Annotated in this window: 19 protein-coding genes; 9 read left to right on the plus strand and 10 right to left on the minus strand. The window is 65.1% G+C overall.

The genetic code is table 11. The features are described 5' to 3' along the window. Positions 1-155: 155 nt before the first annotated feature. The 3 genes from JOF28_RS13260 to JOF28_RS13270 form a co-directional block, all read right to left on the minus strand. Positions 156-965, minus strand: coding sequence for an HpcH/HpaI aldolase family protein (locus tag JOF28_RS13260; RefSeq protein WP_209706208.1), 810 nt, complete (start codon positions 963-965; stop codon positions 156-158). Beyond that, complete coding sequence (gene hpaH, locus JOF28_RS13265) at positions 950-1735, minus strand: 2-oxo-hept-4-ene-1,7-dioate hydratase (RefSeq protein WP_209706210.1); 786 nt, start codon at positions 1733-1735, stop codon at positions 950-952. Before hpaH ends, JOF28_RS13260 begins: the two co-directional genes overlap by 16 nt. Positions 1736-1883: 148 nt before the next feature. Further along, entirely contained in the window at positions 1884-3296 is a 1413-nt protein-coding gene (locus JOF28_RS13270) for an aldehyde dehydrogenase family protein (RefSeq protein WP_209706228.1), read from the minus strand. Positions 3297-3527: 231 nt separating this feature from the next. On the opposite strand from JOF28_RS13270, the gene JOF28_RS13275 reads away from it, so the two are divergent. After that, a complete protein-coding gene (locus JOF28_RS13275) occupies positions 3528-5009 on the plus strand; it encodes a GMC family oxidoreductase (RefSeq protein WP_209707129.1) in 1482 nt (493 codons plus the stop codon). An 86-nt stretch (positions 5010-5095) separates the two neighbouring features. Here JOF28_RS13275 and JOF28_RS13280 read toward each other — a convergent pair whose 3' ends face one another. Together JOF28_RS13280 and JOF28_RS13285 are read right to left on the minus strand one after the other, a co-directional pair. Continuing rightward, positions 5096-6115: a LacI family DNA-binding transcriptional regulator gene (locus JOF28_RS13280; RefSeq protein ID WP_209706230.1), complete on the minus strand. Its 1020-nt coding sequence runs from the start codon at positions 6113-6115 to the stop codon at positions 5096-5098. Between the two features lie 144 nt (positions 6116-6259). After that, a complete protein-coding gene (locus tag JOF28_RS13285; RefSeq protein WP_209706232.1) occupies positions 6260-7903 on the minus strand; it encodes a glycoside hydrolase family 13 protein in 1644 nt (547 codons plus the stop codon). Positions 7904-8167: 264 nt separating this feature from the next. Between JOF28_RS13285 and JOF28_RS13290 the strand changes: the two genes are divergently transcribed. The 3 genes from JOF28_RS13290 to JOF28_RS13300 all read left to right on the plus strand — a co-directional run bounded on the left by JOF28_RS13290 (position 8168) and on the right by JOF28_RS13300 (position 12156). Next, a complete protein-coding gene (locus JOF28_RS13290; RefSeq protein ID WP_209706234.1) occupies positions 8168-9412 on the plus strand; it encodes a sugar ABC transporter substrate-binding protein in 1245 nt (414 codons plus the stop codon). 135 nt (positions 9413-9547) lie between these two features. After that, entirely contained in the window at positions 9548-11161 is a 1614-nt protein-coding gene (locus tag JOF28_RS13295; RefSeq protein WP_209706236.1) for an ABC transporter permease subunit, read from the plus strand. Then, on the plus strand, positions 11161-12156 hold the full coding sequence (locus tag JOF28_RS13300; RefSeq protein ID WP_245189977.1) for a sugar ABC transporter permease: 996 nt from the start codon (positions 11161-11163) through the stop codon (positions 12154-12156). The genes JOF28_RS13295 and JOF28_RS13300 overlap by 1 nt, the downstream gene beginning before the upstream one ends. Positions 12157-12189: 33 nt before the next feature. Here the strand turns inward: JOF28_RS13300 and JOF28_RS14850 are convergent, their stop codons facing one another. Further along, positions 12190-13122 (minus strand): AraC-like ligand-binding domain-containing protein, encoded by a 933-nt coding sequence (locus tag JOF28_RS14850; protein ID WP_209706238.1) that lies wholly within the window; start codon positions 13120-13122, stop codon positions 12190-12192. Positions 13123-13297: 175 nt separating this feature from the next. On the opposite strand from JOF28_RS14850, the gene JOF28_RS13310 reads away from it, so the two are divergent. Next, complete coding sequence (locus JOF28_RS13310; RefSeq protein ID WP_209706240.1) at positions 13298-13699, plus strand: DUF1622 domain-containing protein; 402 nt, start codon at positions 13298-13300, stop codon at positions 13697-13699. Between the two features lie 18 nt (positions 13700-13717). On the opposite strand, the gene JOF28_RS13315 is transcribed toward JOF28_RS13310, so the two are convergent. Next, on the minus strand, positions 13718-15562 hold the full coding sequence (locus JOF28_RS13315; protein ID WP_209706242.1) for a thiamine pyrophosphate-binding protein: 1845 nt from the start codon (positions 15560-15562) through the stop codon (positions 13718-13720). A 303-nt stretch (positions 15563-15865) separates the two neighbouring features. Here JOF28_RS13315 and JOF28_RS13320 point away from each other — a divergent pair, with 303 nt between their 5' ends. Further along, a complete protein-coding gene (locus JOF28_RS13320) occupies positions 15866-17242 on the plus strand; it encodes an MFS transporter (RefSeq protein WP_209706244.1) in 1377 nt (458 codons plus the stop codon). Positions 17243-17281: 39 nt separating this feature from the next. Here JOF28_RS13320 and JOF28_RS13325 read toward each other — a convergent pair whose 3' ends face one another. Continuing rightward, positions 17282-18007 (minus strand): IclR family transcriptional regulator, encoded by a 726-nt coding sequence (locus tag JOF28_RS13325; RefSeq protein WP_209706246.1) that lies wholly within the window; start codon positions 18005-18007, stop codon positions 17282-17284. 125 nt (positions 18008-18132) lie between these two features. On the opposite strand from JOF28_RS13325, the gene JOF28_RS13330 reads away from it, so the two are divergent. After that, entirely contained in the window at positions 18133-20007 is a 1875-nt protein-coding gene (locus JOF28_RS13330) for an FAD-dependent monooxygenase (protein WP_209706248.1), read from the plus strand. A 135-nt stretch (positions 20008-20142) separates the two neighbouring features. Here JOF28_RS13330 and JOF28_RS13335 read toward each other — a convergent pair whose 3' ends face one another. Further along, complete coding sequence (locus tag JOF28_RS13335) at positions 20143-21498, minus strand: NAD-dependent succinate-semialdehyde dehydrogenase (RefSeq protein ID WP_209706250.1); 1356 nt, start codon at positions 21496-21498, stop codon at positions 20143-20145. A 284-nt stretch (positions 21499-21782) separates the two neighbouring features. On the opposite strand from JOF28_RS13335, the gene JOF28_RS13340 reads away from it, so the two are divergent. Together JOF28_RS13340 and JOF28_RS13345 are read left to right on the plus strand one after the other, a co-directional pair. Further along, complete coding sequence (locus JOF28_RS13340) at positions 21783-23303, plus strand: APC family permease (RefSeq protein ID WP_209706252.1); 1521 nt, start codon at positions 21783-21785, stop codon at positions 23301-23303. Next, complete coding sequence (locus JOF28_RS13345; RefSeq protein ID WP_209706255.1) at positions 23296-24654, plus strand: flavin monoamine oxidase family protein; 1359 nt, start codon at positions 23296-23298, stop codon at positions 24652-24654. Before JOF28_RS13340 ends, JOF28_RS13345 begins: the two co-directional genes overlap by 8 nt. Here JOF28_RS13345 and JOF28_RS13350 read toward each other — a convergent pair. Further along, positions 24581-25537, minus strand: coding sequence for a DUF4349 domain-containing protein (locus JOF28_RS13350; RefSeq protein WP_209706257.1), 957 nt, complete (start codon positions 25535-25537; stop codon positions 24581-24583). The two genes, JOF28_RS13345 and JOF28_RS13350, sit on opposite strands and share 74 nt — an antisense overlap. Positions 25538-25570: the final 33 nt, after the last annotated feature.

Raw genomic sequence — 25570 nt, forward strand, 5'->3', positions numbered from 1 at the left:
CAAATGATATACGATCCGGATGGATCTGTCATCCCAGGACGCTGAGATGTGGAGCCAAGTCACTCCAGCAGGAGGATTCAGCTATTCCGGAAGAAACGCTGCGGTTTCTTCCGGAATAACTGAAAGCTCCGGATCTGGCGTTGCTGTGCTGCGAGCTAGTAGCTCGCGCGGGGTGCAGCGCCAGGGGTGCCCACAAAGCGATCCACGAGGGCCTCGGTCTGGCGGGCGAGAATGGCCACATCGGCGCCAACCGCCACAAACGCAGCGCCCGCCTCGATGTATCGGTCTGCGTCAGCCGCTACAAATGCGTTGACGCCGACGGGCTTGCCCGCGGCCTGGCCCGCCTTGATCGCGCGCATGACTCCCGCGACGACCTCGGGGTGAGACTGCTGGCCCAGGTGGCCCATGGATGCCGCCAAATCAGACGGGCCCACAAAGATTGCGTCGACGCCGTCAACCGCGACAATGGCTTCGACGTTCTCGACCGCGAGGGCCGATTCGATCTGCACCGTGAGGCTGATGGTTTCGTTTGCGCGCCCCAGGTAGCCCTCGACGCGGTTCCACCTGGCCGAGCGCGCGAGCGCTGAGCCGACTCCGCGCACGCCGCCGTGCGGGTAGCGGGTGGCGCGCACGATCTCGGCGGCCTGCTCAGCTGTATCGACCATGGGGATCAGCAGGTTCTGCGCCCCCAGGTCGAGAAACTGTTTGATGAGCACCGTGTCGCCAAAGGGTGGGCGCACGAGCGGCGCCACCGGGTAGGCGCTCATCGCATACAGCTGAGCCAGCGTGGACTCGAGGCCGTTGGGGGAGTGCTCGGCATCCAGTAGCACCCAATCGCAGCCGCTGCCGGCGACAATCTCGGCGGCGACGGGGCTGCCCGAGCACACCCACAGGCCGATCTGGGGGCGGTCTGCGGCCGCGATGCGCTGCGCGAATGTGTCGGGAAGGGTTAGAGGAACCGGCACGTCACGCTCCCAAACTCGTTGTAGTCAGCGTGCACGGTGTCGCCGCGCTCCACCCACATCGGCTTCGTGAAGGAGCCGGCCAAAATGATCTCGCCGGCCTCGAGCGTCTGGCCGTGCTGCGCCAGCTTGTTGGCGAGCCAGGCGACACCGAGCGCGGGGTGGCCGAGTACGGCACCGGCGACGCCCGAGTCTTCGATGACCTCGTTGCGGTAGAGCAGCGCCTTTGCCCAGGTGAGATCGATTTCGTCGACCTTCATCGGGCGGCCGCCGATTACCATGGCGCCCATCGCGGCGTTATCGCTGATCGTGTCGACGATCGTGCGACCCTCGAGCTCGAGGTGCGAGTTGAGTACCTCGAGGGCGGGCACCACGTAGGCGGTCGCATCGAGCACGTCGAACAGCGTGACGTTGGGGCCGGCGAGCGGCTTCGCGAGTACGAATGCGAGCTCGACTTCGATGCGCACGTTTGAGAAGCGATCAAATTCGAGTACCGAGCCCGATTCGTAGACCATGTCGTCGTGGATGACACCGTAGTCGGGTTCGGTGATGCCGGTGGCGACCTGCATCACGCGTGAGGTGAGCCCGATCTTGTGCCCGACGAGCCTGGCGCCCTGGGCAATGCGGCGATCTGACCATTCCTTTTGGATGGCGTACGAATCTTCAATCTGCATGCCGGGGTAGCGGCTGGTGAGCTTGGGCAGCACCGCGCGATCCTTGTCAGCCTGCACCAATTCGTCTGCGATCTCAATGATCTGTGATTGTTCGAGCACGTGTTCTCCACTTCAACGGGGCGTGATGCCGATCGTATACGATCTGAGGTTGGGGCGCCATCTTTGACGCTAGAAACAGCGATGCGCGACAGGTGAATGAACACCCATCGCGCATGCACCGATGTGAAACCTAGCCGCAGGGCGACACTTAGCCGCTGATGACGTGGGGCTCGGCGACGGCTTTGAGGCCCGCGACGCCAAACTCACGGCCATAGCCCGAGTGCTTGGCCCCGCCAAACGGAATCATCGGGTGCAGCCCGCCGTGTCCGTTGATCCAGGTCGTTCCCGCCTGCAGGCGGGCGGCCACGGCGAGTGCCTCGGCGCGATCTGACGACCACACCGAAGAACCGAGGCCAACCTCGAGCTCGTTGGCGAGCCCGATGACCTCGTCGAGGTCGGAGTAGCGAATGATCGGCAGCGCCGGCCCAAACTGCTCCTCGAGCACGAGGTCGTTGTGGGGGTCAATGTCGGCAATCAGCGTCGTCGGGTAGAAGTTGCCAACCGCATCGCGATCCGGATCCCCGCCCAGCACCACGCGGGCACCCGAGGCCTTGGCCGATTCGACCAGGCGATCGACGATGTCGAACTGGGCCCGGTTCTGCAGCGGGCCGAGCACGTTCTGCTCATCGAGGCCCACGCCCATGGGCATGTTCGCGGCGACCTTCGCGAGCTCTTCGACGACCGCGTCGTACACCGAATCGTGCACGTACAGGCGCTTGAGCGCCGCGCAGGTCTGGCCCGTGTTGATGAAGGCGCCCCAGAAGAGATCCTCGGCAATCGCCGCGGGGTCAACGTTAGGCAACACGATGCCCGCGTCGTTGCCGCCGAGCTCGAGCGTGAGGCGCGTGACGTTGGGGGCCGAAGCCGCGATGATGCGCTTGCCCACCGGGGTTGATCCGGTGAACATGATCTTGCCGATCTTGGGGCTGCGCGTGAGCGCGTCACCCACCGTGCTGCCGGGGCCGGGCACGATGTTGAGCACGCCCGCGGGCAGCACCTCATTCATGACCTTGACGAGCGCGAGCACCGAGAGCGTGGTCGTCTCTGCGGGCTTCAGCACAACGGTGTTGCCCATGCGCAAGGACGGGGCGATCTGCCAGATCGAGATCATCATCGGCCAGTTCCACGGCGAGATCGCGCCCACCACGCCCAGGGGGCGGTAGTGCATTTCGGCGTAGCCCGATTCGTCGTCGATGATGACCTCGACGGGCAACGGGGTGTCGGCGGCCGCGCGGGTCCAACCCTCGGCGCCGCCCACCTCGAAGCGGGCGTTGGGGCCATTGAGCGGCTTGCCCTGCTCGCGCGAGAGCAGCTCGGCGAGAGGCTCGGCCGCGGCCTTGATCGCGTCAGCAGCCTTGTGCAGGTACGCGCTGCGCTCCTCGTGTGAGAGCGCCGCCCATGCGGGCTGAGCCGCGGCAGCGGTATCGATCGCGGCCTCGAGCGTGGCCACGTCGTGCACCGGAGCCTTCGCGATGAACTCGCCGGTGGCCGGGTCAAACACGTCGCGGGTGTCGCCCTCGTGCTCGGTGATCGCGGCGAGCAGGGTGTCGTAAGTGTGCATGGTTCCTCCACATTGAGTCCTGTAGTTACGGTGCAGCCGGTAGGCACGGTGAGCCCGATCGGTATCTTCAGCGTAGGCCGCCCGCGCCTGAAGCGGGTTGTCTGGCGCCGCTTGACAGTTGTGTTTGCGCGACGAACTGGGCCGCCCCGGGTGCCCGAGCGGGGCCCATCTGCCACGCTCGAGGGAACGTGCGGCGAAGACACCAACCCGGCGATTCACGACCCGGCCCGCATGGGCGAACTGTGGCACAGCGCCGACGACTGGGATTACTACACGGTGCCGCAGCCCGGTGCCGCTGGCCGCAATATTCACCTGCCGCGCGGCAAGGTGTTGGGCGGTTCGCACTCACTCAACGCCATGATCTGGGTGCGCTGCGTGCCCCAGGATTTCGACCACTGGGCCGCCCTCGGCAATGACGGCTGGGCCTGGAACGACGTGCTGCCCGTCTACCGCGACATCGAGAATTTTCACGGCCCGGGCGCCGATAACACGGCCCTGCACGGCACGAGCGGCCTGCTCGACGTGACGAGCGACTACGCGCTCTCGCCGATTCAGCAGTCGATTATCGACGCCGCCGTTGAAGAAGGGCTGCCGCACAACCTCGACTACAACGGCGCTGAAATCGAGGGCGTCTCGCAGCAGCAAATCACGGCCCGCGACGGCCAGCGCCTCAACACCTACATGGCCTATCTGAAGCCGGTGCGCGACCAGGTGCGCGTCGAGGTCGGCTGCCACGTGCACGAACTCATCTTCGCTGACGAGGCTGGTTTGGGCGACGGGGCTGGCTCGGGCACTGAGGCTGGCTCGGGTGCTGCTGCCGCAGGCTCCGGATCCCCGGCCGCCCCGCGCGTGGTCGGCGTGCGTTACGCACAAAACGGTGAGGTGCACGAGCTCTACGCCGACGAGGTGATCCTCGCCGCCGGTGCGATCGATTCGCCGCGCCTGCTGCTGCGTTCGGGCATTGGCCCGGCCGATGAGCTGGCCCAGCACGGTATCGCCTCACGCGCTGATCTGCCCGGCGTGGGCAAGAATCTGCACGATCACCTGCTCGCCCCCGTGATCTTTGAAACGGAGACGCCCGTCGGGCCGCCCCAGCCCGGGGTATCACCGGCGCAGACGCACCTGTTCTGGAAGAGCCGGGCAGAGCTTGATCGCCCCGACACTCAGCCGATCAACTTCTCGGTGCCGATGTACGGCGACAACCTTGCGCCCCGCACCGGTGACGGCTTCTCGCTGATGGCCGGGCTGATCACGCCCGCAGCGCGCGGATCCATCACGCTGTCGGGCCCCAACCCCGAAGACCCGCTGCTGATCGACCTTGACGCGCTCGGCCACGACGACGATCTGGCCTCACTTGTTGCATCGGTGAAGCAGTGCCGTCGCATCGGCAGCCAGCGAGCCCTCGCCGCTCGCCCGGGCGAGGGCGGGTGGGGCGCCGTCGAGGTGTACCCCGGCCCCGAAATCGGTGACGGTGACGACCTCGTCGAGTACGTGCGCAACACCGTGGCCACCTACCACCACCAGGTCGGCACCTGCAAGATGGGCGTCGATGACCTCGCGGTGGTATCGCCCAGGCTCGCGGTGCACGGTGTGAATGGGCTGCGCGTCATTGACGCCTCGGTGATGCCGCGGGTGTCGACGGGCAACACGAACGCTCCCGCCGTGCTGATTGGCGAACTCGGCGCAAAGTTTGTGCTCGCGGGCGAACGCTAGCGGGGCAAACAGGCGCAACGGCGAGCTGTAGCACCGGTGAGCTGCAGTGACAGCCACAGCGACCGTGGCCAGCAGCCGAGGGAAACCTAGGCTGCTGGCCGGGCCGTTGAGGAGCGCACGCGCAGTTCGTAGGGGAGGGGCGTCGCCGTAGGAGCTGGCACCTCGCCCCGGCCTGGCTCGAGCTCATTCATCAAGACGTCGACGGCGCGCTCACCCTGCACCCGAGGAAACTGGGCGACCGTGGTGAGTCCAAAGAATTCAGCAAGGTCGTGATCGTCGATGCCCACGATCGAGACGTCGCCGGGCACGCTGAGGCCCAGATCACGGGCGGCGAGGATCGATCCGAACGCCATCTCGTCTGACGCCGCAAAAATGGCGGTGGGTCGGTCGCGCGGGTTGCCCAGCAACTGCTTCGCGGCGGTGTAGCCGCCCGGCACCATGAAATCTGCGGCGGCAAACAGGCGCGGGTCGACGGTGAGGCCGGCCTCGGTGAGCGCACTCTCGTAGCCGATGCGGCGGTGCGAGGGGAGATGGAAGTCGAGATCGAACTCGCTGCTGCCGCCGATGTGTGCGATACGAGTGTGCCCCAGGCTAATGAGGTGCTCGGTCGCGAGTTTTGCAATGGCCCCGTCGTCGATGGCGAGGGTGTGTACCCCGGGAATGGGGCCGCCGACCCCCACGAGGGGTTTGCCGAGTTCGTGCAGCCTCGTCACTTCTGGCGGGGTGAGCTCAAGTGACACCGCGATGACGGCGTCCACCCGCTGGCGCATCAAAAAGTGTTCGAAGACGCTGGCGCGCTCTTGGCCGTCTCCCGCAAGGTTGTAGAGGGTGAGGTCGTAGCCGTGGCGCAGCAGCGCCTGCTGCGCCCCCTCGAGCACCGAGGAAAAGAACCAACGATTCAGAAATGGTACGACCACGCCGATGTTGCGGGTGCGGCCCGAGGCCAGGCTGGAGGCGTTCGATGACACTACATAGCCGAGCTGACCGGCGGCCTTCTCGACCTTGGCGCGCGAGGCGGGTGAGACGTGACCGCGGCCGCTCAAGGCGCGAGAGACCGTCGCGGTTGAGACTCCCGCGAGTTTTGCGACCTCTTCAATGCTGGCCATAGCCCCTCAATTTCTGAACTGTTCTAGTGTAACGACAAGTATTCGGGCGAATGACCTGAGGTCACCCGCCCGAATATGCTTGTTGTTGAGTTACTGCGCTGCTGAGCTACTGCGCTGCCGCGTTGCTGAACTGCTGCGTCGCGGTTACGCCTCGAGCCACACCGTGGTGTTGGGCTCGAGCGTGGTGCCGTCAACCGGCGCGCTCGCCAGCAGCACGCGTGCCGCGGGCAGCTCAATGGCGGTGTCGCCGGTGTTCGCGACCACGATCACGCTTTCGTTGCGGAAGGCCACCACTGACTCGGGGTATCCCGCGACCCAGGTCAGACTGCCCGATCCGAGCTGGCGTTCGCGCCTGAGCGTGAGCAGCGCGCGGTACATCGACAGCGTTGATGTGGGGTCCTCGCGCTGCGCGTCGCGCGCGAGAAGGCCCCAGGTTTCTGGCTGCGGCAGCCACGGGGTGCCCGCCGGGCCAAACCCGAAGGCGTGCGCGTCGGCTTCCCAGGGCAGCGGCACTCGGCAGCCGTCGCGCCCATAGCGTTCACCGTTCGTGCGAAACCACGTGGGATCTTGGCGTGCGTCGTCGGGCAGATCGATGACCTCGGGCAGGCCAAGTTCTTCACCCTGGTAGAGGTATGCCGATCCGGGCAGAGCCAGCATCAGTGCGGTTGCCGCGCGAGCGCGCCGCAGCCCGGGCGCATATTCGGGCAGCCCGAGGGAACGCGGGCCGAGGCCGTGACCCTGGGGGTTCACGGCCGTCACCGAGAGACGGGTCGCGTGGCGCACCACATCGTGGTTCGAGAGCACCCAGGTGGAGGGGGCGCCGACGCCGTGGAATGCGGCGATTGACTCATCGATGACCTCGCGTAGGGCGTGCGCGTTCCAGGGGGTTTCGAGGTAGGCGAAGTTGAATGCCTGGTGCATTTCGTCGGGGCGCACCCAGTTGGCGACGCGGGGGAGCGGATCGACCCAGGCCTCGGCCGCGAGCACCCGTTCGCCGGGGTACTCGTCGAGCAGCTTGCGCCAGTCGCGGTAGATCTCGTGCACACCGTTTTGTCCCCAGTAGGGCGCGGCGACCTCAGGGTCTTCGGCTCCGCCGCCCATGCTGCCGCCGTCGATGGGTGGGGTGAAATCGGGGAGGCCATCCGCCTTGATCATGCCGTGGGCGACGTCGACGCGGAAGCCGTCGACCTCGCGATCGAGCCAGAAGCGCAGGATGCGCCTGAACTCCTCGCGCACCTCTTCGTTCGTCCAGTCGAAGTCGGGCTGTGAGCTGTCAAAGAGGTGCAGGTACCACTGGCCGGGGGTGCCGTCTGCCTCGGTGAGGCGGGTCCACGCCGGGCCACCGAACACCGATTCCCAGTTGTTGGGGGGCTCGTTGCCCTCGGGCCCGCGACCCTCGCGGAAGAGGTAACGCGCGCGCTCAGGGCTGCCGGGGGCCGAGGCTAGTGCGGCCTGGAACCACGGGTGGGCGTCAGAGGAGTGGTTGGGCACGAGGTCAACGATGACTCGCAGCTGCCGGGCGTGCGCCTCGGCCACGAGGGCATCAAAGTCGGCGAGCGTGCCAAACAGCGGATCGATGTCGCAGTAGTCGGCAACGTCGTAGCCGGCGTCCTTCTGCGGTGAGGTGTAGAACGGCGAGATCCAGATGGCGTCGATGCCCAATTCCTGCAGTGAGGCAAGGCGTGACGTGATGCCGGCAAGGTCACCCATGCCGTCACCGTTTGAATCTGCAAACGAGCGGGGATAGATCTGGTAGATCGCGGCGGTGCGCCACCATTCTGAAGTCATGCGAACACGGTACCCGAAGTTTTCAGAAAATGGAAGCGCTTACATTTTGGGTCGAAACACGTGTGGGTAACGTGTCTATATCGAATTCAAACAAGCCATTTGTCAAAGTGTCGTTCACAAGGTATAAATGTAACCGCTTGCACAAAGTGAGCGCCACACACCAAGGAACGGCCGCAAGCTCGCGGATCTGGTTCATCGCAGAACCGGGCAGTATCACCCCGCCAGCGCCGTCGCCGAACTGAAGTTTTGAAGAAGGGCACACCAATGAGGGTGACAAAGAAGAGCCTGCTTTCTGTCGGGGCTGTCGCAGCCATCGTGACGCTTGGTCTCACGAGCTGCTCGTCTGGCGAAAGCGGAGCCGAAAAGGAAACGACCTCGCCTGAGGCCGCCGCGAGCAGCCTGACGGTGTGGGTTGACGCTGAGCGCGTTGATGCACTGCAGGGTGCAGCCGACAGCTACTCCGAAGAAAAGGGCATCGAGGTCAACCTCGTCGGTAAAGACACCGCCGACATCAAGGATGACTTCATCCAGCAGGTTCCCACCGGTAAGGGCCCCGACGTTGTCATGGGCGCCCACGACTGGCTCGGTGAGCTCTCCACCAACGGTGTCGTGGCCCCGATCGAGCTCGGCGACTCTGCCGCCGACTACCTCCCCGTCGCGGTTGACGCCGCCACCTATGAGGGCACCACCTACCTGCTGCCCTACGCCGTCGAGAACATCGCGGTGCTGCGCAACACCGAACTGGTGCCCGAGCCCGCCGCCGACTTTGACGACATGATCGCCAAGGGCCAGGCCGCCGGCCTCGACCAGCCGTTCGTGGTCGAGCAGGGCGCCGAGGGTAACCCCTACCACCTGTACCCCTTCCAGACCGCGTTCGGCGCCCCCGTATTTGGGAGCAACGACGAGGGCTATGACCCCGCTGATTTGCAGATCGGTAACGCTGGTGGCGATGATTTCGCGGCCTGGCTCGGCAGCCAGGGCAAGAACGGCACCGGCGTCTTCAACACCGACATCGACGGTGATATCGCCAAGCAGTCCTTCCTCGACGGCAAAGCAGCCTTCTGGCTCACCGGCCCCTGGAACGTCGGCGCAGCCACCGACGCCGGCATCGATGTCGCCATCGACACGGTGCCCAGCCCGACCGACGCAGCCGCCGCACCGTTCGCCGGTGTGAAGGGCTTCTTCGTCTCAGCTGAGTCAAAGAACAAGGTTGCCGCGAACGACTTCCTCGTGAACTACATTGGCACCGAAGACGTGCAGATGGATCTGTTTGCTTCGGGTAACGTGCTCCCGGCCCTCGCCGCAGCGGCAGAGGAAGCCTCAAAGGATCCGATCATTGCCGGCTTCGCGGCAGTGGGCGCAGAATCGGTTCCCATGCCCGCCATCCCCGCCATGGGCGCTGTCTGGGAAAACTGGGGCATCGCTGAGGCTACCGTCATCAACGGCGCTGACCCGAAGGCGACCTGGCAGAAAATGGCTGCCGACGTGCAGTCACTGATCGACGGCTAACACCCGCATCACCCTCGGGTGATCCCCACCTATGCGGTGGTGCGGCAGAACACCTGCCGCACCACCGCAGCGGTGACCGGCATGCAACCGCGTGCCCGCTAATCGCTGACGATTGAAATGAAAGATCTGGGCAGAATGAGCATCAAGACTGACGACGACGCCGTCTCAGGCGTGAAACTGACAAAGCGTCAGCGGCGCGCGTCACACATCGCTGACGCAGCAGCCGGGGGCGTGAAAGTACTGTTGCTCAAGCTGCTCTTGCTTGGCGTCGTTGACGCCGTCGCCATCTACGGCGTGGTGATCCTCGCGACCGCAGGTCAGTGGCTCGTCGCCGCCATCGTGGTGGGGGTGGCCGCGATCGTGAACTGGATCTACTTCTCGCGGCGCAAACTCCCCGCGAAGTACCTCGCGCCCGGCGTCATCTTCCTCATCCTGTTTCAGGTGTTTGTGCTCGTCTACACGGGGTACATCGCCTTCACGAACTACGGCACCGGGCACAACGGCTCGAAAGACCAGGCCGTTTCATCGCTGATGTCATCATCGCTTGAGCGCGTCGAAGACTCGCGCGCTTACCCGGTAACGGTGGTGGACCAGGCGGGCACGCTCGGCCTGCTCGTCACCGATGCCGACGGCGAAGCGATGCTCGGCACCGCAGATACCCCGCTCGCTCCCGTCAACGCCACGATTGAAGACGGTCGGGCGGTGGCGGCCGACGGCTGGTCGACGCTGCAGTTCGCCGACGTCATCGCCCGCACCGACGCTATCTCGGAGCTTTCGGTGCCGTTCTCTGACGACCCCAATGACGGGGCGCTGCGCACCCCCGACGGGGCCAGCGCCTACCTCTACACCTCGAGCCTGACCTACGACGAGCAGGCCGGGTCGATGACCAACCTTGACACCGGCACGGTGTACCAAGATAACGGCACGGGGGCCTTCACCTCAGAGGCCGGCGAAGTGCTGATGCCCGGCTGGCAGATTCCCATCGGCGCCGACAACTTTGTGCGCGCGGTCACCGACCAGCGGCTCACCGGCCCCCTCGTCTACGTCACCCTGTGGACCTTCGCCTTCGCGCTAATCTCGGTCGCCTCAACCTTCTTCCTCGGTCTGCTGCTCGCCATGGTGTTCAACGACGCCCGCATGCGAGGCCGCAAGTACTACCGCGTGCTGATGATCTTGCCCTACGCGGTGCCCTCGTTCCTATCGGCCCTGATCTGGGCGGGCATGATGAACGAGAGCTTCGGGTTCATCAACCAGGTGCTGTTCGGCGGGGCCTCGATACCCTGGCTCACTGATCCGGTGCTCGCCAAATTCTCGGTGCTGCTCGTGAACCTGTGGCTCGGATTCCCCTACATGTTCCTCGTGTGCACCGGCGCCCTGCAATCCATCCCCGATGAGCTACAAGAAGCCGCCAGGGTCGACGGTGCCAGCCCATGGTCGGTGTTCCGCCTGATCAAACTGCCGCTGCTGCTCGTCTCGGTGGCGCCGCTGTTGATCGCCTCGTTTGCGTTCAACTTCAACAACTTCAACGTCATCTACATGCTCACCGACGGCGGCCCGCGCGATGCGAGCGCCCCGATTCCCGTGGGGCACACCGACATCTTGATCTCGATGGTCTACAAGGTGGCCTTCACCGGGCAAACCCGCGACTATGGGCTCGCCAGCGCCTACTCGATCATCATCTTCATCATCGTGGCCATCATCTCGGTCATCGCCTTCCGCCGCACTAAGTCACTCGAGGAGCTGAGCTGATGGCTACCAACGACCCGCTGCCCACCGGCCCCGGCGCAATGCGCGCCGACGTTGCCGACAACTTCGACGATCTCTCGACCCGCGCCGCCGTGCTGCCGGGGCGTCGCGGCGGTGCCATCCGCCCGAACAACAAGCGACCGTTTAACCTGCGACGCTGGTTCGCGGCCACCGGGTGGCGTCACCTTGTGGGCATCGCGATCGTGATCTTCTCGCTGTTTCCGATCGTGTTCGTGATTTCGTCATCGCTGAACCCCAACGGCACGCTTACCGGATCAAACGCGCTGTTTTCCAAGATCGGCCTCGACAGCTACACGCGCATTCTCAACGACCCCAAGGTGCCCTTCCTTACCTGGTTCGGCAACACCCTGATCATCTCGGGCATCACCGCGTTCTTGACGGTCTTTCTGGGCGCGCTTGCGGCCTACTCGTTCTCGCGCATGCGCTTCGCCGGCCGCCGGTTTGGGCTCATCGCGATCGTCGTCATCCAGATGTTCCCGCAGCTGCTCGCGGTCGTCGCGATCTTCCTGCTGATGAGCGCGATCGGTGACCTGTTCCCCGCGATCGGGCTGAACACGCACATCGGCCTGATCATGGTGTACCTCGGGGGCGCCCTCGGCGTGAATACCTTCCTGATGTACGGCTTCTTTAACACCGTGCCCGTGTCGATCGACGAGGCCGCAAAGCTCGACGGCGCAGGTCACGCGCGCATCTTCTTCACGATCATTCTGCGGCTCGTGGCGCCGATTCTCTCGGTCGTGGCGCTGCTGTCATTTATCGCCTCGGTGAACGAGTTCGTGGTGGCCTCGGTGCTGCTCATCGACACCGACCAGCAGACGCTGGCCGTCGGGCTCACCAAGCTCGTGTCGAACCCGCGCTACGCCGACTGGAGCGCGTTCTCGGCCGGCGCCGTGATCGCAGCCCTGCCCGTGGTTGCACTGTTCTTGTTCCTGCAGAAATACATCGTCGGTGGCCTCACCGCGGGCTCGGTGAAATAGCCGCAGGAGGTATTGCGCGCTCGGTGGATCTCGCTACCGGGCGCGCAGTTCGCTCGGGCTGATGCCGTAAGCGTTCTTGAACACCCGGCTGAAATGCGCGGCATCGGCGAAGCCCCAGCGCGCGGCAATCGCGGCAATGGGAAGAAGCGCATGCCCCGGATCAAGAAGATCTGCCCGGCAGCGTTCGAGGCGGCGCTCACGAATCCAGGTCGACACCGTGGTGTCTGCCTGGCGAAACAGTGAGTGCAGGTGACGCGTCGAAATGTAGTGCGCGCTGGCGATCGAACCGGGGGAGAGGTCTGTCGACCCCAGGTGGTCATCGATATAGCCATACACGCGCTGCAGCAGCTGCTGGTGCGGGTCGCGGGTGTCTGCGCTCGCGTCCAAAATGCTCGCAAACAGGGTGGAAACAAGGTCGAGGCTCGTGTGCGCGAGTTTCACGCGCACCCGATCGGTGAGCGGCGAGAGCTGGGCCGGAAACTGCGATAGGAACGCCGAGATTACGGGAGTGAGCCCGATGTGCTCCCTGCCCAGCGAGACCGCGGTGAGTTGCTCGGTGATGGGGGCGGGGAGGTCGAGCCGGTTCTTCGGAAACATCATGATGACATTGCGAATGTCTTCGGTGAACACCAATGAGTAGGGCCGTGACGTGTCATACACCGACAGGTCACCCGCCTGCATCACGACCTCGCGGCCGTCTTGCACGAGCACCCCGCTGCCCGCAAGCAACAGGCTGAGCTTGTAGTATCCGCTGCCCCCGGTCGCAATGGTTTCGGGGGTGCGCTCAACGAGGTGGGGCCTGGCGACCACCTCAGAGAACACGACATCGTCGGCGTCAGCTGTGCTGAGTTTGGCGGCGAACGGCTCGCGCCCGTCGGCGGTCACGCGCAACGGCACGAATGACTGTGATGCGAGCGATCGAAACGTGCCGATGTTGTCTGCCCGCGCGCCAGTACTATTCACCACTCGACATCCACCTCATTGCGTCTATCTGCCTAACAGCCTTGATCTGCAGCGTAGATCACGCAGCTCAACCGTAGCCGAGAGACTACACCGTGCCGGCCTATCTGAATGATTGATGATCGCTACATTCCACCTACCTGAGCCCTGTGCTTCGCATGCCCACCGCTAAGCTGTGCGCATGCGCATTGAGGCCTGGTTCGAAGTGATCGTGACGGTGATTGAATTCACCGGTGTCGTAGCCGTCGTGGCGGGGTTTGTGATTGCCGCCGTGCTCGCGGTGCGGGCGCTGCGACGTGGGGCCGGCGGCGCGGCAGCCTATCAAGCGCTGCGCACCACGATCGGCGGCTCGATTCTGCTCGGCCTTGAGATCTTTGTCGCCGCCGACATTATTCACACGCTGTCGGCGCCCTCGCTCGAAGACGCCGCAGTGCTCGGGCTGATCGTGGTGATTCGTACGGTGCTGAGCATGTCGATTCAGATCGAGATCGAGGGCGTGCTGCCCTGGCGCCGCGCGCTCACCACGAGCGGCGGGCAGGTGCTGGCCGGGGAAATCGCGAAGCAGGCGACTGCCGCGCGATAACCCCGGGGCCAGCGGTGGCTACTCTGCCTCGACGTGGAGCCCGTTGACGCGCTGAATCTCGCGTTGGTACTCGGCGACGACGCTGCGCGAAACACGGCAGTCGAGCACGATCGTGCCCCGCCCGCCCGCCACCGTCCACTCGGCGAGTGCATCGAGGTCGGCAAGCTGCGACACGATCACGCCCTGCGCGCCCAGCGCCTCGGCGACCCCGGCAAAGTTCACCTCGGGAATGAGCATGGGGCCCTGCGCGAGACCCATTTCGCCGTACAGGTGCACCTCGGCGCCATAGGCGGCGTCGTTCCACACCACGATGACGCAGCTGGGGGCGGTGCGAATGGCGGTTTCGAGATCGGCGAGAGCCATGAGCCCGCCGCCGTCGCCCGTGCTGAGCACGACGGTCGTTTCGGGGGCCGCGACGGCAACGCCTGCGACGGTTGAGAAGCCGAGCCCAATTGTCTGGTAGGCGGTGCCGACCATGATCATGCGCTCGGGCGACGCGACCGGCCAATACATATTTGCCCAGCCGAGAAAGTGGCCGCCGTCGGTTGTGACGTGGCGATCGGCGGGCAGCAGCTCGGCGACACGGCTCGCCACCGCGCGCGGGTCGAGGCGGCCATCGGGGCATGATCCGGATCCCGCGGCGCCAGCATCGCGCGCCCGCAAGCGCGCCCCGGGAGCGAGGCCCTCGACGCGCTCGCGCCAGGGGAGCGCGGAGGGCTGCGTGGCACCGTCGCGTTCTTGCGTGAGCGTGAGCTTGGCGCGCTCTTGTTCGATCGCCTGGGTGAGCGCGGTGACGGTGGCGCGCGCGTCACCCTGCAGCAGCTGGTGCGTGAGCGGCACCTGGCTCTTGGGGGGAAGCACCTGCTCGGTGTCGATGCGAATCACCGTGGTGCCCGCGCCCAAAAGGTCGCCAAAGCGCATGGTGAACTGGTTGAGGCTCGCGCCCACCACGACCACCACATCGGCCTGTGCGACGACGTCCATGGCGGCTAACTGTCCGAAGCCGCCCGTCACGCCGAGGTCGTACTGGGCATCAGGGAAGATGCCGCGGGCGAGAGCCGAGGTCGCGGTGAGCGCGCCGAGGCAGTCAGCGAGCGTGCCCAGTTCGGCGCCGGCGCCCGCGAGATGTGCGCCGCGGCCCGCGATGATGAGCGGGCGTTCGGCCTCGATCAGGGCGAGGGCGGCGGTCTCGAGCTGGTGATCAAGCACCCCGGTGACGGGCCGGGTAGGCTGCGCCTGCGGGGTGACCGTGTGCTGCGAGACCGAAGCCGCGAGCGCCGAAAGCACCGCGGGGTCGTCGAGGTCGATGCCCTCGGGCTTGGGCGCGACGGTGACGGGGGCGACCGCGGCCGCGCTCACGATGTCGTAGGGGATGGCGAGCACGACGGGGCGGCGAAGCCTGGTGGCCTGCGAGACGGCGCGTTCGACGGTGCGCTCGATGTTGGTGACCGAGAGGGTGTGGGTGCGCACGCCGAGGGCGGCCGCGAGCATCTCTTGGTCGACATCCCAGGGCCGGGGCCCCGCGCTGGGGGCGTCGCCAACGACGACGAGCATGGGGGTGCGGGCCTGCGCGGCCTCTGCGAGGGCGGTGAGGGTATTCGTGAAGCCGGCGCCGTAGGTGGTGGTGGCGATCGCGATCTTGCCGCTCACCCGGGTATAGGCGTCGGCGGCGGCCACTGAGCCGGCTTCGTGGCGCACGGCGGTGTAGCTGAGGCCTGCCGCGGTGAGGTCTTCGATGAGGTGGGCATTACCGTTGCCCATCAGGCCGAAGCTGGCGCTGGTGTGCGCGGCGAGGGCCAGCGCGAGTGCACGGGTGAGCGTCGGGGTTGCAGTGTTTTCGGGGGGCGTTGAAAGAGGGGACATCACAGTGCCTTTCGCGTACTGAGCGATGAGGAAGGGGGACCGTGTATGTCTCGCTGGCGCCACACCTGTGCCGCGCCAAGCAGCAGCGCCCCTTTTTCGAGCGCCTTGCCGGCCAGACCTCTTGGGGGCCGGCTGGACACTGTGCAGTCTATCGACTGTGCGGCGATCGGGTGGGATGATGGTGACAAATTGCTGAGAGTTGGCTACAGTGGCTCTCGGCTCTGCTCGTGCTCATAGTTGAGACAGGTGTTCGATATATGAACACGGGTGGGTGATTATCGACTGACGAAGGAGTCTTTCAACATGTCAACAACTGCGCCCGCGCAATCGGCGAACTCTCGCGAGATGCGCCGCGTCGCTGCGGCGACCGTGATCGGCACCACCATCGAGTGGTACGACTTTTTCCTCTATGCCAGCGCCGCTGGTCTCGTGTTTGGCAAGCTCTTCTTTGAACCGGCTGGCTCGCAGGCGGCCACGATTATTTCGTTTGCCACCGTGGGGGTGAGCTTCCTCTTCCGCCCGCTGGGGGCCTTCCTTGCTGGCCACTACGGTGACCGCATCGGTCGCAAGGCCATGCTGGTGGTCACCCTGATCTTGATGGGTGTCTCGACCACGCTGATCGGCGTACTGCCGACCTACGAGACGGCGGGGCTTTTGGCGCCGGTGCTCTTGATGCTGCTGCGTATTCTGCAGGGCCTGTCGACCGGCGGTGAGTGGGGCGGTGCCGTGCTGATGGCGGTGGAACACGCGCCCACCAACGCGCGCGGCCGCATGGGCGCCTTCCCGCAGATTGGTGTGCCGCTGGGCATGCTGCTCGCTTCGGGTGTGCTTGCTCTGATGACCGGCGTGATCTCGCCCGGCGAAGCGTTTCTCGAGTGGGGCTGGCGCATTCCGTTCTTGCTGAGCGTGGTGCTCGTGGTGGTCGGCATTGTGGTGCGCCGCACCGTCGAAGAAAGCCCCGTGTTCAACCAGATCGCCGAGCGCAAGGAGCAGAGCACGATGCCCGTCGTGCAGCTGTTCAAGAAGCACGGCCTGCTGGTGCTGCTCGCGGCCCTCACCTTCGCGGGCAACAACGCGGCCGGCTACATGACCACCGGTGGCTTCATTCAGAACTACGCGACCACCCCGGTGGCCGAGGGTGGCTTCGTTGGGATGGAGCGCACCCCGGTGCTGCTGGCCGTGGCCGGTGCCTCGGTGGTCTGGCTGATCTGCACCTTCGCGGCGGGCACGATCTCTGACCGGATCGGGCGCAAGAACACCTACATCATCGGCTGGATTGCGTTCCTGGCCGTGCTCTTCTTGCTCTTCCCGATGGTCAACACGGGCAACGTGTGGCTGTTGTTCCTAGGCCTCGCGCTGTTCTCCATCGGCAACGGCTTCACCTACGGTCAGCAGGCCGCGTACTTTGCCGAGCTGTTCCCCGCCTCAATCAGGTACTCGGGCGTCTCGATCACCTACGCCATCGGTGCCATCTTGGGTGGCGCGTTCGCGCCCATGATCTCGGCGGCACTCGTCGCCGCGACCGGCAGCTCAATGTCGGTGGCCTACTACATCGGCGGCGTGATGATCGTCGCCTTCGGCGCGACGCTGTTGCTGCGCGACCGCTCGGGCATCGCACTCGGTCACGAAAACGAAGAGGAACAGCAGAGGGGCCACTTTGTGTGGGAAAAGCGCGACTAGCGTCGTTGCTTCTATGACGAAGTGAGGGCGGGTGGGGCGCTAGCGGTAGTTGCGCGCCACCCGCTCTGCCGTCTGTTGCAGATGGGCGACGATGCTCTCGATTGATCCGGGGGCATTGAAATGCACCACGGCGATGGACGCGGGGGCCTCGCGGCCCACCCGCAGCGGCACCGCGACGGCAAAGACGCCGTCCATTACCTCGCTCGTGCTGAGCGCATACCCGCGCTCGATGGCGGCGAGCGACTCGGGGGTGGGGGTGACCTCGCCCAGCAGTGTGGCGCGCTCGGCCGCGCTCAGCGACGCCTCGATGGCGTGACCCGGGGCACCCTTGCGCCAGGAGTGTCGATCGCCCGTGCGGCGCGATACCGCCGCGGGCACCCCCATGGGCTCGGCCGAAGCGATGGTGATGATGTCGTCACCGTCGAGCACCGTGAGAAACGCGGTCATGCCGGTATCTTGTGCAAGCCGGGTGATCTCGGGGGTCGCGGCGGTGGTGAGGCCGGGGGCCACGCCGCGAGCGAGCGCGGCCATGCGTGGCCCGAGGCGAATCATGCCGGCGTCATCGCGCAGGGCAAAGCGATGCTCTTCGAGGGTGCGCAGCAGCCGGTAGGCATTCGAGCGGTGCACGCCGAGCGCATCGGCAAGCTCGGTGATGGAGAGGGGACGCGGGGCATCGCCCAGGATTTCCAGCGCGCGCAGCCCGCGGGCGAGGGTCTGTGACCCCGCAGGGGGTGACGAAGGGGCTGGTGTTGCGGCGATACTCATGGTTCCATTCTCCAATACGGGTCACGCATTGTGATGCGCGGAGGAAAAGCGTATGATCAGTGTGCGATATTCAAACGCCATGTTCATTATATGAACAATAGCAACGATGCTCACAAGGAGAAACAGTGCAGTTCCACCACCACGGCTATGTCTCAGCCGATCCTCGCGTGCACCCCGCGGCCGGCGTCGGTATCAACCGATCTGAAGAGCTCCCTGACACGATGGATGTTCTCATCGTGGGCGCGGGCCCCGCGGGCATCATCACTGCCGCGCAGCTGTCACACTTTCCGACCGCATCAGTGCGCATCATCGACCGCCGCCCCAGCCGCCTCGAAGTGGGCCAGGCCGACGGCATCCAGGCGCGCAGCGTCGAAACCTTCCAGGCCTTTGGGTTCGCCCCGCAGGTCATCCAAGAGGCCTACCAGATCACTGAAACGGCGTTCTGGAAGCCCGATACCGAGCACCCCGAGAACATCGTGCGCACGGCCACGTCACTCGATGACGAGCACGGCATCAGCGAGTTTCCGCACCTGATCGTGAACCAGGCGCGCATTATCGATTACTTCCACGAGTACGCACAGCGCGGCCCCGGCCGCGTCTCGGTCGACTTTGGGTATGAATTCATTGGGCTTGAGAAGACCGCCGACACTGATTTTCCGATCACCGTGACGCTGAAAATCACCGCGGGGGAGCACGAGGGTGAAACCCGCGTCGTGCGGGCGAAGTACGTGGTCGGCGCCGACGGTGCCCGCTCGGGTGTGCGCCGCGCCATCGGCGGTTCACTGCGCGGCGACCAGGCCTTCCACGCCTGGGGCGTGATGGATGTGCTCGCCATCACCGACTTCCCCGATATTCGGAAGAAGTGCGCGATTCAGTCGCACGACGGCGGCAACATCCTGCACATTCCGCGCGAGGGTAACCACCTGTTTCGCATGTACGTCGACCTGGGTGAGGTCGGCGAAGAAGACCACGGCAAGGTGCGCGAGACCACGATCGACGAGATCATCGCGCAGGCCAACAAGATTATGCACCCGTACACGATCGACGTGCGCGATGTTGCTTGGCACAGTGTCTACGAGGTGGCGCACCGCCTCACCGACCGCTTCGACGACGCGCACGCGCACGGCGAACCCTGCGACCCCAACGTGTTCTTGCTCGGCGACGCCTGCCACACGCACTCGGCGAAGGCTGGCCAGGGCATGAACGTGTCGATGCAGGATGGTTGGAACCTGGCCTGGAAGCTCGGCTATGTGCTCGAGGGCCGCAGCCCCGAGTCGCTGCTGCACACCTACTCAGACGAGCGCCAGGTCACCTCGAAGAACCTCATCGACTTCGACAAGGAGTGGTCGACCCTCATGGCGAAGCGCCCCGAGGAGTTCGCGTCACCCACCGAGCTCGAAGACTTCTATGTGCAGACCGCCGAGTTCCCCGCCGGGTTCATGACGGAATACACCGAGTCGGTGCTGACGGCCGCTGATTCGCAGCAGCAGCTCGCCTCGGGCTTTCCGATCGGCAAGCGCTTCAAGTCGGTCGAAACCGTGCGCGTCAGTGACGCGGTCACGGTGCATCTTGGCCACCACCACCGCGCCGACGGTCGCTACCGCGTGTATGCGTTCGCCGATGCCACGGGTGAGCGACTCGATCAGTGGGCCGAACAGCTGCTCGCGGCAGACTCGCCCCTGCGCACCTTCACGCCCGAAGGTGCTGACCTTGACAGCGTGTTTGATGTGAAGGCTGTTTACCAGCAGTCGCACCGCGAGGTTGACATCGCGGCGGTCTCGCCGCTGTTCAAGCCGCTGTCGGGCCCGTTCCAGCTCGTCGACTATGAAAAGGTGTACGCGGCGATCGCCGACACCGATATCTTCGCTGAGCGTGGCGTGAGCCGCGACGGCGCCGTGGTTGTCGTGCGCCCCGATCACTACGTCGCGGGTATCTTTGCCCTCGATGACGTTGCGGGTGTGACCGAGCTGCTCGGCCGCGCGTTCTTGCCGCAGGCCTAACCAGCCACTAGCTCGGGGCCCGGCATGTGTGACGGGCCCCGAGCTGCGCTTGATGCGGTCAATGACTGCCTGATACGACAAACGCGCTCCCGGATCCAGGATCCGGGAGCGCGTTTGTTTTTCTAGCTGAGGAATTTAGCCAGCGAAGCGGAAGAGCTTCTTGTTGGCGAACTCGAGCATGCCACCCTTGCCCAGCTCGCGGCCGTAGCCTGACTTCTTGACGCCACCGAAGGGCACGTCAGCGCCCTCGAGGCCGGCGCCGCCGATGAAGACCATGCCCACATCAAGCTGGTTGCCGATCTGCTCAGCGCGCTCGAGGTCATCGCAGATGACGACAGAGCCGAGGCCGTACGGTGAAGAGTTAGCGAGGTCGATGGCCTCTTCGTCGCTCGATACCTTGTACAGCTGCGCAACTGGGCCGAACAGCTCCTGGCTGTAGACATCCATCGCGGGCGTGATGTTGGTCAGAATCGACGGGGTGTAGAGGTTGCCCTCGGGGGTGTTGTCACCCACGAGCACCTCGGCGCCCTGATCGATTGCGCCCTGCACCTGTGCGGCGAGGTTCTTCGTTGCGGCAGCCGACGACATGGGACCGAAGTCGCCACCCTCGTATGACTGGCCCGCGATGGCTGCCTTGAACTTCTCGGCGAACTCGTCGAAGTACTTGTCCATTACGACGATGCGCTTTGAACCGTTGCAGGCCTGGCCGGTGTTCTCCATGCGGCCGCCCACAGCGTGCTCAACCGCGTGGTCGAGATCGGCGGTGTCGAGCACGAGGAAGACGTCAGAGCCGCCCAGCTCGAGTACGCACTTCTTCAGCTCGCGGCCAGCCTGCTCGGCAACGATGGCGCCAGCGCGCTCTGAACCGGTGAGTGAGATGCCCTGCACGCGCTCGTCGGCGATGATCGTGCTGACCTGGTCGTGCGTGGCGAACACGTTGACGTAGGCACCCTTGGGGAAGCCAGCGTCAAGGAACAGCTGCTCGAGGGCAAGAGCCGACTCGGGGCACTGTGCCGCGTGCTTCAGGATGATCGTGTTGCCCAAGATCAGGTTGGGCACTGCGAAGCGCGCAACCTGGTAGTAGGGGTAGTTCCAGGGCATGATGCCCAGGATCACGCCGGTGCCCTGGTGGCGAATGAACGACTTCAGGCCGTCCTCAACCTCGAGCACCTCATCGGCAAGCCACTTCTCGGCGTTGTCGGCGAAGGCCGCGGTGATCGCGCCTGAGAACTCAGCCTCGCCAGCAGCCTGGTCGAGGGGCTTGCCCATCTCGCGGTTGATGATTGCGCCGAGTTCGTCTTTGCGCTCGTCGAACAGCTCTGCTGCGCGCTTGGCGAGCGCGGCGCGCTCGGCAACGGTGGTCTTACGTGCCCACTCCTTGTACGCAGACTGCGCGGAGGCGAGTGAAGCTTCAATGTCGGCTGCGGTTGCGTCGGGGTACTCGGCAACGGTCTCGCCCGTGGCCGGGTTGATGACGGCGAACGTGCTCATCAGACTTACTCCTTAGTAATGTCGTGCGGGGTGATGACACTGCTTAGTCAATCACACCCACCTCAAAGGCACTAGCTCGCAGCGCCGCTTTTTCGCATGCCAACTACAACTGAGCTTCGTTTTCGGGCGCATTATTGATATATAACAACGAAATCCGCAAACTTTGCCGCAAACGGCTGAATGTCAACGTCAATGTCTGCGAGAATGACATTGGGCGGGACGCAATGATGCCGCTTCCCGCAGCTACGAAACTAATCGGCGACGCAGCCGGAAAAGAAGTACCAATGTCGAAACTTACTCTCCCCAACGCCACTGAGACGGGCCATATTCACGTCGGCAAGGGCCTGAACCAGGGCGCGCTGGGTGTGGTCGGGTCGACCGTGATCGGTCTCGCCTCGACCGCTCCGCTCTACTCGCTGGCCGCCACCCTGGGCTACGTCATCGTCGCCGTCGGTGCGCAGGCACCGCTCGTCTTCGTAATCGCGTGTATTCCGATGGTGTTCGCGGCGCTCGCCTACCAAGAGCTCAACCGCGCGATGCCCGACTGCGGCACCTCATTCGTGTGGGGTACCAAAGCCTTTGGCCCCGTCACCGGCTGGATCGCCGGGTGGGCGGTCGCCGTGGCCGGTGTGATGGTGCTTGCCAACGTCGGCGAGATCACTGGCAAATACTTCTGGCTGCTGATCGGCAACCAAGAGTTCGCTGACAACCGCGTGATCGTCATCATTACCTCGGTGCTCTTCATGGCACTGATGACCTTCGTGAGCACCGTGGGCGTGCAAATCGGTGAGCGCATGCAGATGATCCTGATGGTGATTCAGACGATCGCCATGGTCTTGTTCGGTGTGCTCGCCCTGATGCACGCCGCCGATGGCTCAAACGCCGGGTCAGTGGCCTTCGACTGGAACTGGTTCAACCCCGCCCAGCTCACCTCATGGTCGGGCTTCATGCAGGCCGTGCTGCTCGCCCTCTTTATCTACTGGGGCTGGGATAGCTGCCTCGCCCTGAACGAAGAGACCAAGAACCCGCGCAAGACCCCCGGTCACGCCGCCCTTTTGAGTATCGTCATCTTGGTGGTGCTGTACGTGGGCATCTCGGTCGCCGTGATGATGTTCGCCGGGTTTGGCGACACCGGCTTCGGTCTCACCAACGAGGCCAACCTCGACGACGTGTTCACCGTGCTCAGCGGCGCACTGTTTGGGCCGTGGGGCTGGTTCTTGATTCTCGGTGTGATGCTGTCGGCGGCATCGTCGACGCAGACCACGATTCTGCCGACCGCACGCGGCACCCTCTCAATGGCGGTCTACCGGGCCCTGCCCGCAAAGTTCGCTGAGCTGCACCCCCGCTTCAAGACGCCCTGGTTCTCCACCGTCGTGATGGGCATCGCCGCAATCGTGTACTACGTTGGCATGTCGATCCTGTCGGAAGATATGCTGGCCGACTCGCTCACCTCCATGGGCCTCGCGGTCGCGCTGTACTACGCCATCACCTCGTTTGCCTGCGTCTGGTTCTTCCGCGACACCCTGCGCGACAGCGCCCGCAACCTCTGGATGCGCGGCATTCTGCCGGGGCTTGGTGGTCTGATGCTCGGCTACGCCTTCGTGCAGTCGGCGATCGACATGATTAACGTTGACTACAGCTACACCGTGATCTTTGGGGTGGGCGGCGCATTCGTGATCGGCATCGGCGCGATCCTGCTCGGCTTTGTGCTGATGGGGATCTGGTGGCTGCGCCCCAACTCCAAGGTGTTCTTCCGTGGCGAAAGCCTCAACCGCGACACCGAGGTGTTGGTGCCCGATGCCTAAATCGGTCATCACCCAGGCCCTCGAGCCCGCGCACCTCGACGTGATCGTCGTGGGCGCGGGCGTCGCAGGGCTGACTGCCGCACGCGAGCTCACCCAGGCCGGCCACCGCGTGATCGTGTTCGAAGCACGCGACCGCATCGGCGGCCGCGTGCACACCGAACGCGAAGCGGGCCGGTGCACCGACGTGGGCGCCTCGTGGATTCACGGCATCGCCGACAGCTCAGTGCACGCGGCCACCAGGGCGTTCGGCATGCGCGAGATCGAATTCACGGTCGGGAGCTACCAGCCCGGTGGCCGCCCCATGGCCTACTTCGGGCCACGGGGCGAGCGGCTCGACCCCGCCCGAGTGGCCACCTTCGTCGCCGATATCGTTGCCCTCGAACCACTGCTGGCCGCTGAAATTGCGCACGCGGCCCGCGACGCCTCGTACGCCACGGCGGTCGAGGCCGCGGTGACAACGGCCGCTCGTGAAATGAACTGGGATCCGGATCGCGCCGAGCGCGTGCGCGAATACCACCGGCACCGCGCCGAAGAACAGGATGGCGCCTGGTGGGAGGATCTTGATGCGCACGGACTCGACAACGACCTGATCGATGGCGAGGAGGTGGTGTTTCCCGATGGGTATGACGCACTGCCACACGGTCTCGCGGCCGGCCTCGATATTCGGTTGTCGGCAGCGGTGCAGACGGTGGCGTGGGATGCCAGCGGCGTGACCGTCACCGTCGGCACCGAAACATTCCGAGCGGCGCATGCGATCGTGACGGTGCCGGTGGGCGTATTGCAATCGGGGCAGATTCGGTTTGATCCGGCGCTGCCAGCGGGAGTGGCCGACGCCCTTGCCGGGCTCACCATGAACGACTTCGAGAAGGTGTTCTTGCGGTTTCCGCACGCGTTTTGGGATGCCGATGTATACGCGATTAAACGACAGGGCAGCGCGGCCGACTGGTGGCACTCCTGGTACAACCTGACTTCGGTGGCGGGCACGCCCACGCTGCTCACCTTTGCGGCGGGCCCAGCAGCCCGGGCGACACGCGACTGGAGCGACGAGCACATCGTCGACGATGTGATGGGGGCGCTGCGCGAAATCTACGGCCCAGATATTCCGGCGCCAGTGTCAGCGCGCATCACCCGGTGGCGCGATGATGAGTGGGCACACGGTGCCTACGCGTACGCGCGGCTGGGCACCCCGCCCGAGGCACACACGCGGCTCGCCGATCCCATCGGCGGCGTGCTGCAGCTGGCGGGCGAGGCGACCTGGCAAGACGACCCCGCGACGGTTACGGCAGCGCTTGAGTCTGGTCGTCGGGCTGCGCAGCGCGTGCTCGATGGGACCTGCGCACCCGCACCGTAACCACGACCGCGAAAGCAATCACCGCAACCACCACGAGCCACGGCACCAGCACCCCCAACACCACGAGGGCACCTGCGGCCGCCGCGGCGAGTGACGAGACGCCGGTGACGAGCCCCTCCCAGAAGCTTCCCGGGCCACCCCCGGGAAGCACGCTGGGGGCGGTGATCGACACCCAGATCGTGGACTGCTGCACCTGATCCTTCAACGCAGCGAGTTGGGCGCGCAACCCATCAAGCTCCTGTTGCCGCTGCGTGAGCGCGCTTTCGGCCTCGAGCAGGTCACTCGTGGTGGTCGCATCAGCGATGAGTCGATTCAGGCGGGTCACCGAGGTTTCGAGCGCCTGCACGCGGGCTTCGATATCGACGTAGCTAGCGGTGACGTCTTGCGCTGAACGGCTCTCTGAGCGCACGGTGCCCGACTGTGAGATCGCAGCTATCGCGTCATCGATCGCGGCGGCGGGCACCCGCACCGCGAGGGTGGCGCTGGCCGGGGCGTCACCCGTGGCACGCTGCACCGTCAACGACTCAACCGAGCCGCCCAGCTGCTTCGCTACCTTACTAACCTCATCGGCGGCAGTGTCGGGGTGCTGAGACTCGAGCACGATCTCGGCCGTCGTAATGACGTGCTGCGCCGCGGCCGCAGGCTCCGCCACTTCGGGCGCCATCGCGCCAGCGGCCGAGGCATTCGGGGCTATGACGCCCGGCGGCATGCCATCGGGTGCCATCACTTCTGGTGCCATTGTCTCTGACGACCCGAGGCGCGCGTCCAGTGTCGCCTCAGTGTGCGAGCTTGAGGAGCTTGAAGCCCCGCCCGCGCAGCCTGCGAGCCCCACGAGGGCGAGCCCCGCGACAATCACCAGTGGTGCCAACCGAAATCTGTGCATGCTCACACCATAAAACGAACGCGACAGCGGTGG

This window comes from Leucobacter exalbidus, assembly GCF_017834145.1.
GTDB classification, from domain to species: Bacteria; Actinomycetota; Actinomycetes; order Actinomycetales; family Microbacteriaceae; genus Leucobacter; species Leucobacter exalbidus.

Bases quoted from the DNA above. Each gene is read 5' to 3' on its own strand.
- JOF28_RS13280 (WP_209706230.1), bottom strand. From the start codon at position 6,115: ATGGCCAGCATTGAAGAGGTCGCAAAACTCGCGGGAGTCTCAACCGCG.
- JOF28_RS13340 (WP_209706252.1), top strand. From the start codon at position 21,783: ATGTCGAAACTTACTCTCCCCAACGCCACTGAGACGGGCCATATTCAC.
- JOF28_RS13270 (WP_209706228.1), bottom strand. From the start codon at position 3,296: ATGCACACTTACGACACCCTGCTCGCCGCGATCACCGAGCACGAGGGC.
- JOF28_RS13285 (WP_209706232.1), bottom strand. From the start codon at position 7,903: ATGACTTCAGAATGGTGGCGCACCGCCGCGATCTACCAGATCTATCCC.
- JOF28_RS13275 (WP_209707129.1), top strand. From the start codon at position 3,528: ATGGGCGAACTGTGGCACAGCGCCGACGACTGGGATTACTACACGGTG.
- JOF28_RS13295 (WP_209706236.1), top strand. From the start codon at position 9,548: ATGAGCATCAAGACTGACGACGACGCCGTCTCAGGCGTGAAACTGACA.
- JOF28_RS13320 (WP_209706244.1), top strand. From the start codon at position 15,866: ATGTCAACAACTGCGCCCGCGCAATCGGCGAACTCTCGCGAGATGCGC.
- JOF28_RS13335 (WP_209706250.1), bottom strand. From the start codon at position 21,498: ATGAGCACGTTCGCCGTCATCAACCCGGCCACGGGCGAGACCGTTGCC.
- JOF28_RS13290 (WP_209706234.1), top strand. From the start codon at position 8,168: ATGAGGGTGACAAAGAAGAGCCTGCTTTCTGTCGGGGCTGTCGCAGCC.
- JOF28_RS13350 (WP_209706257.1), bottom strand. From the start codon at position 25,537: ATGCACAGATTTCGGTTGGCACCACTGGTGATTGTCGCGGGGCTCGCC.
- JOF28_RS13345 (WP_209706255.1), top strand. From the start codon at position 23,296: ATGCCTAAATCGGTCATCACCCAGGCCCTCGAGCCCGCGCACCTCGAC.
- JOF28_RS13325 (WP_209706246.1), bottom strand. From the start codon at position 18,007: ATGAGTATCGCCGCAACACCAGCCCCTTCGTCACCCCCTGCGGGGTCA.
- JOF28_RS13315 (WP_209706242.1), bottom strand. From the start codon at position 15,562: ATGTCCCCTCTTTCAACGCCCCCCGAAAACACTGCAACCCCGACGCTC.
- JOF28_RS13310 (WP_209706240.1), top strand. From the start codon at position 13,298: ATGCGCATTGAGGCCTGGTTCGAAGTGATCGTGACGGTGATTGAATTC.
- JOF28_RS13300 (WP_245189977.1), top strand. From the start codon at position 11,161: ATGGCTACCAACGACCCGCTGCCCACCGGCCCCGGCGCAATGCGCGCC.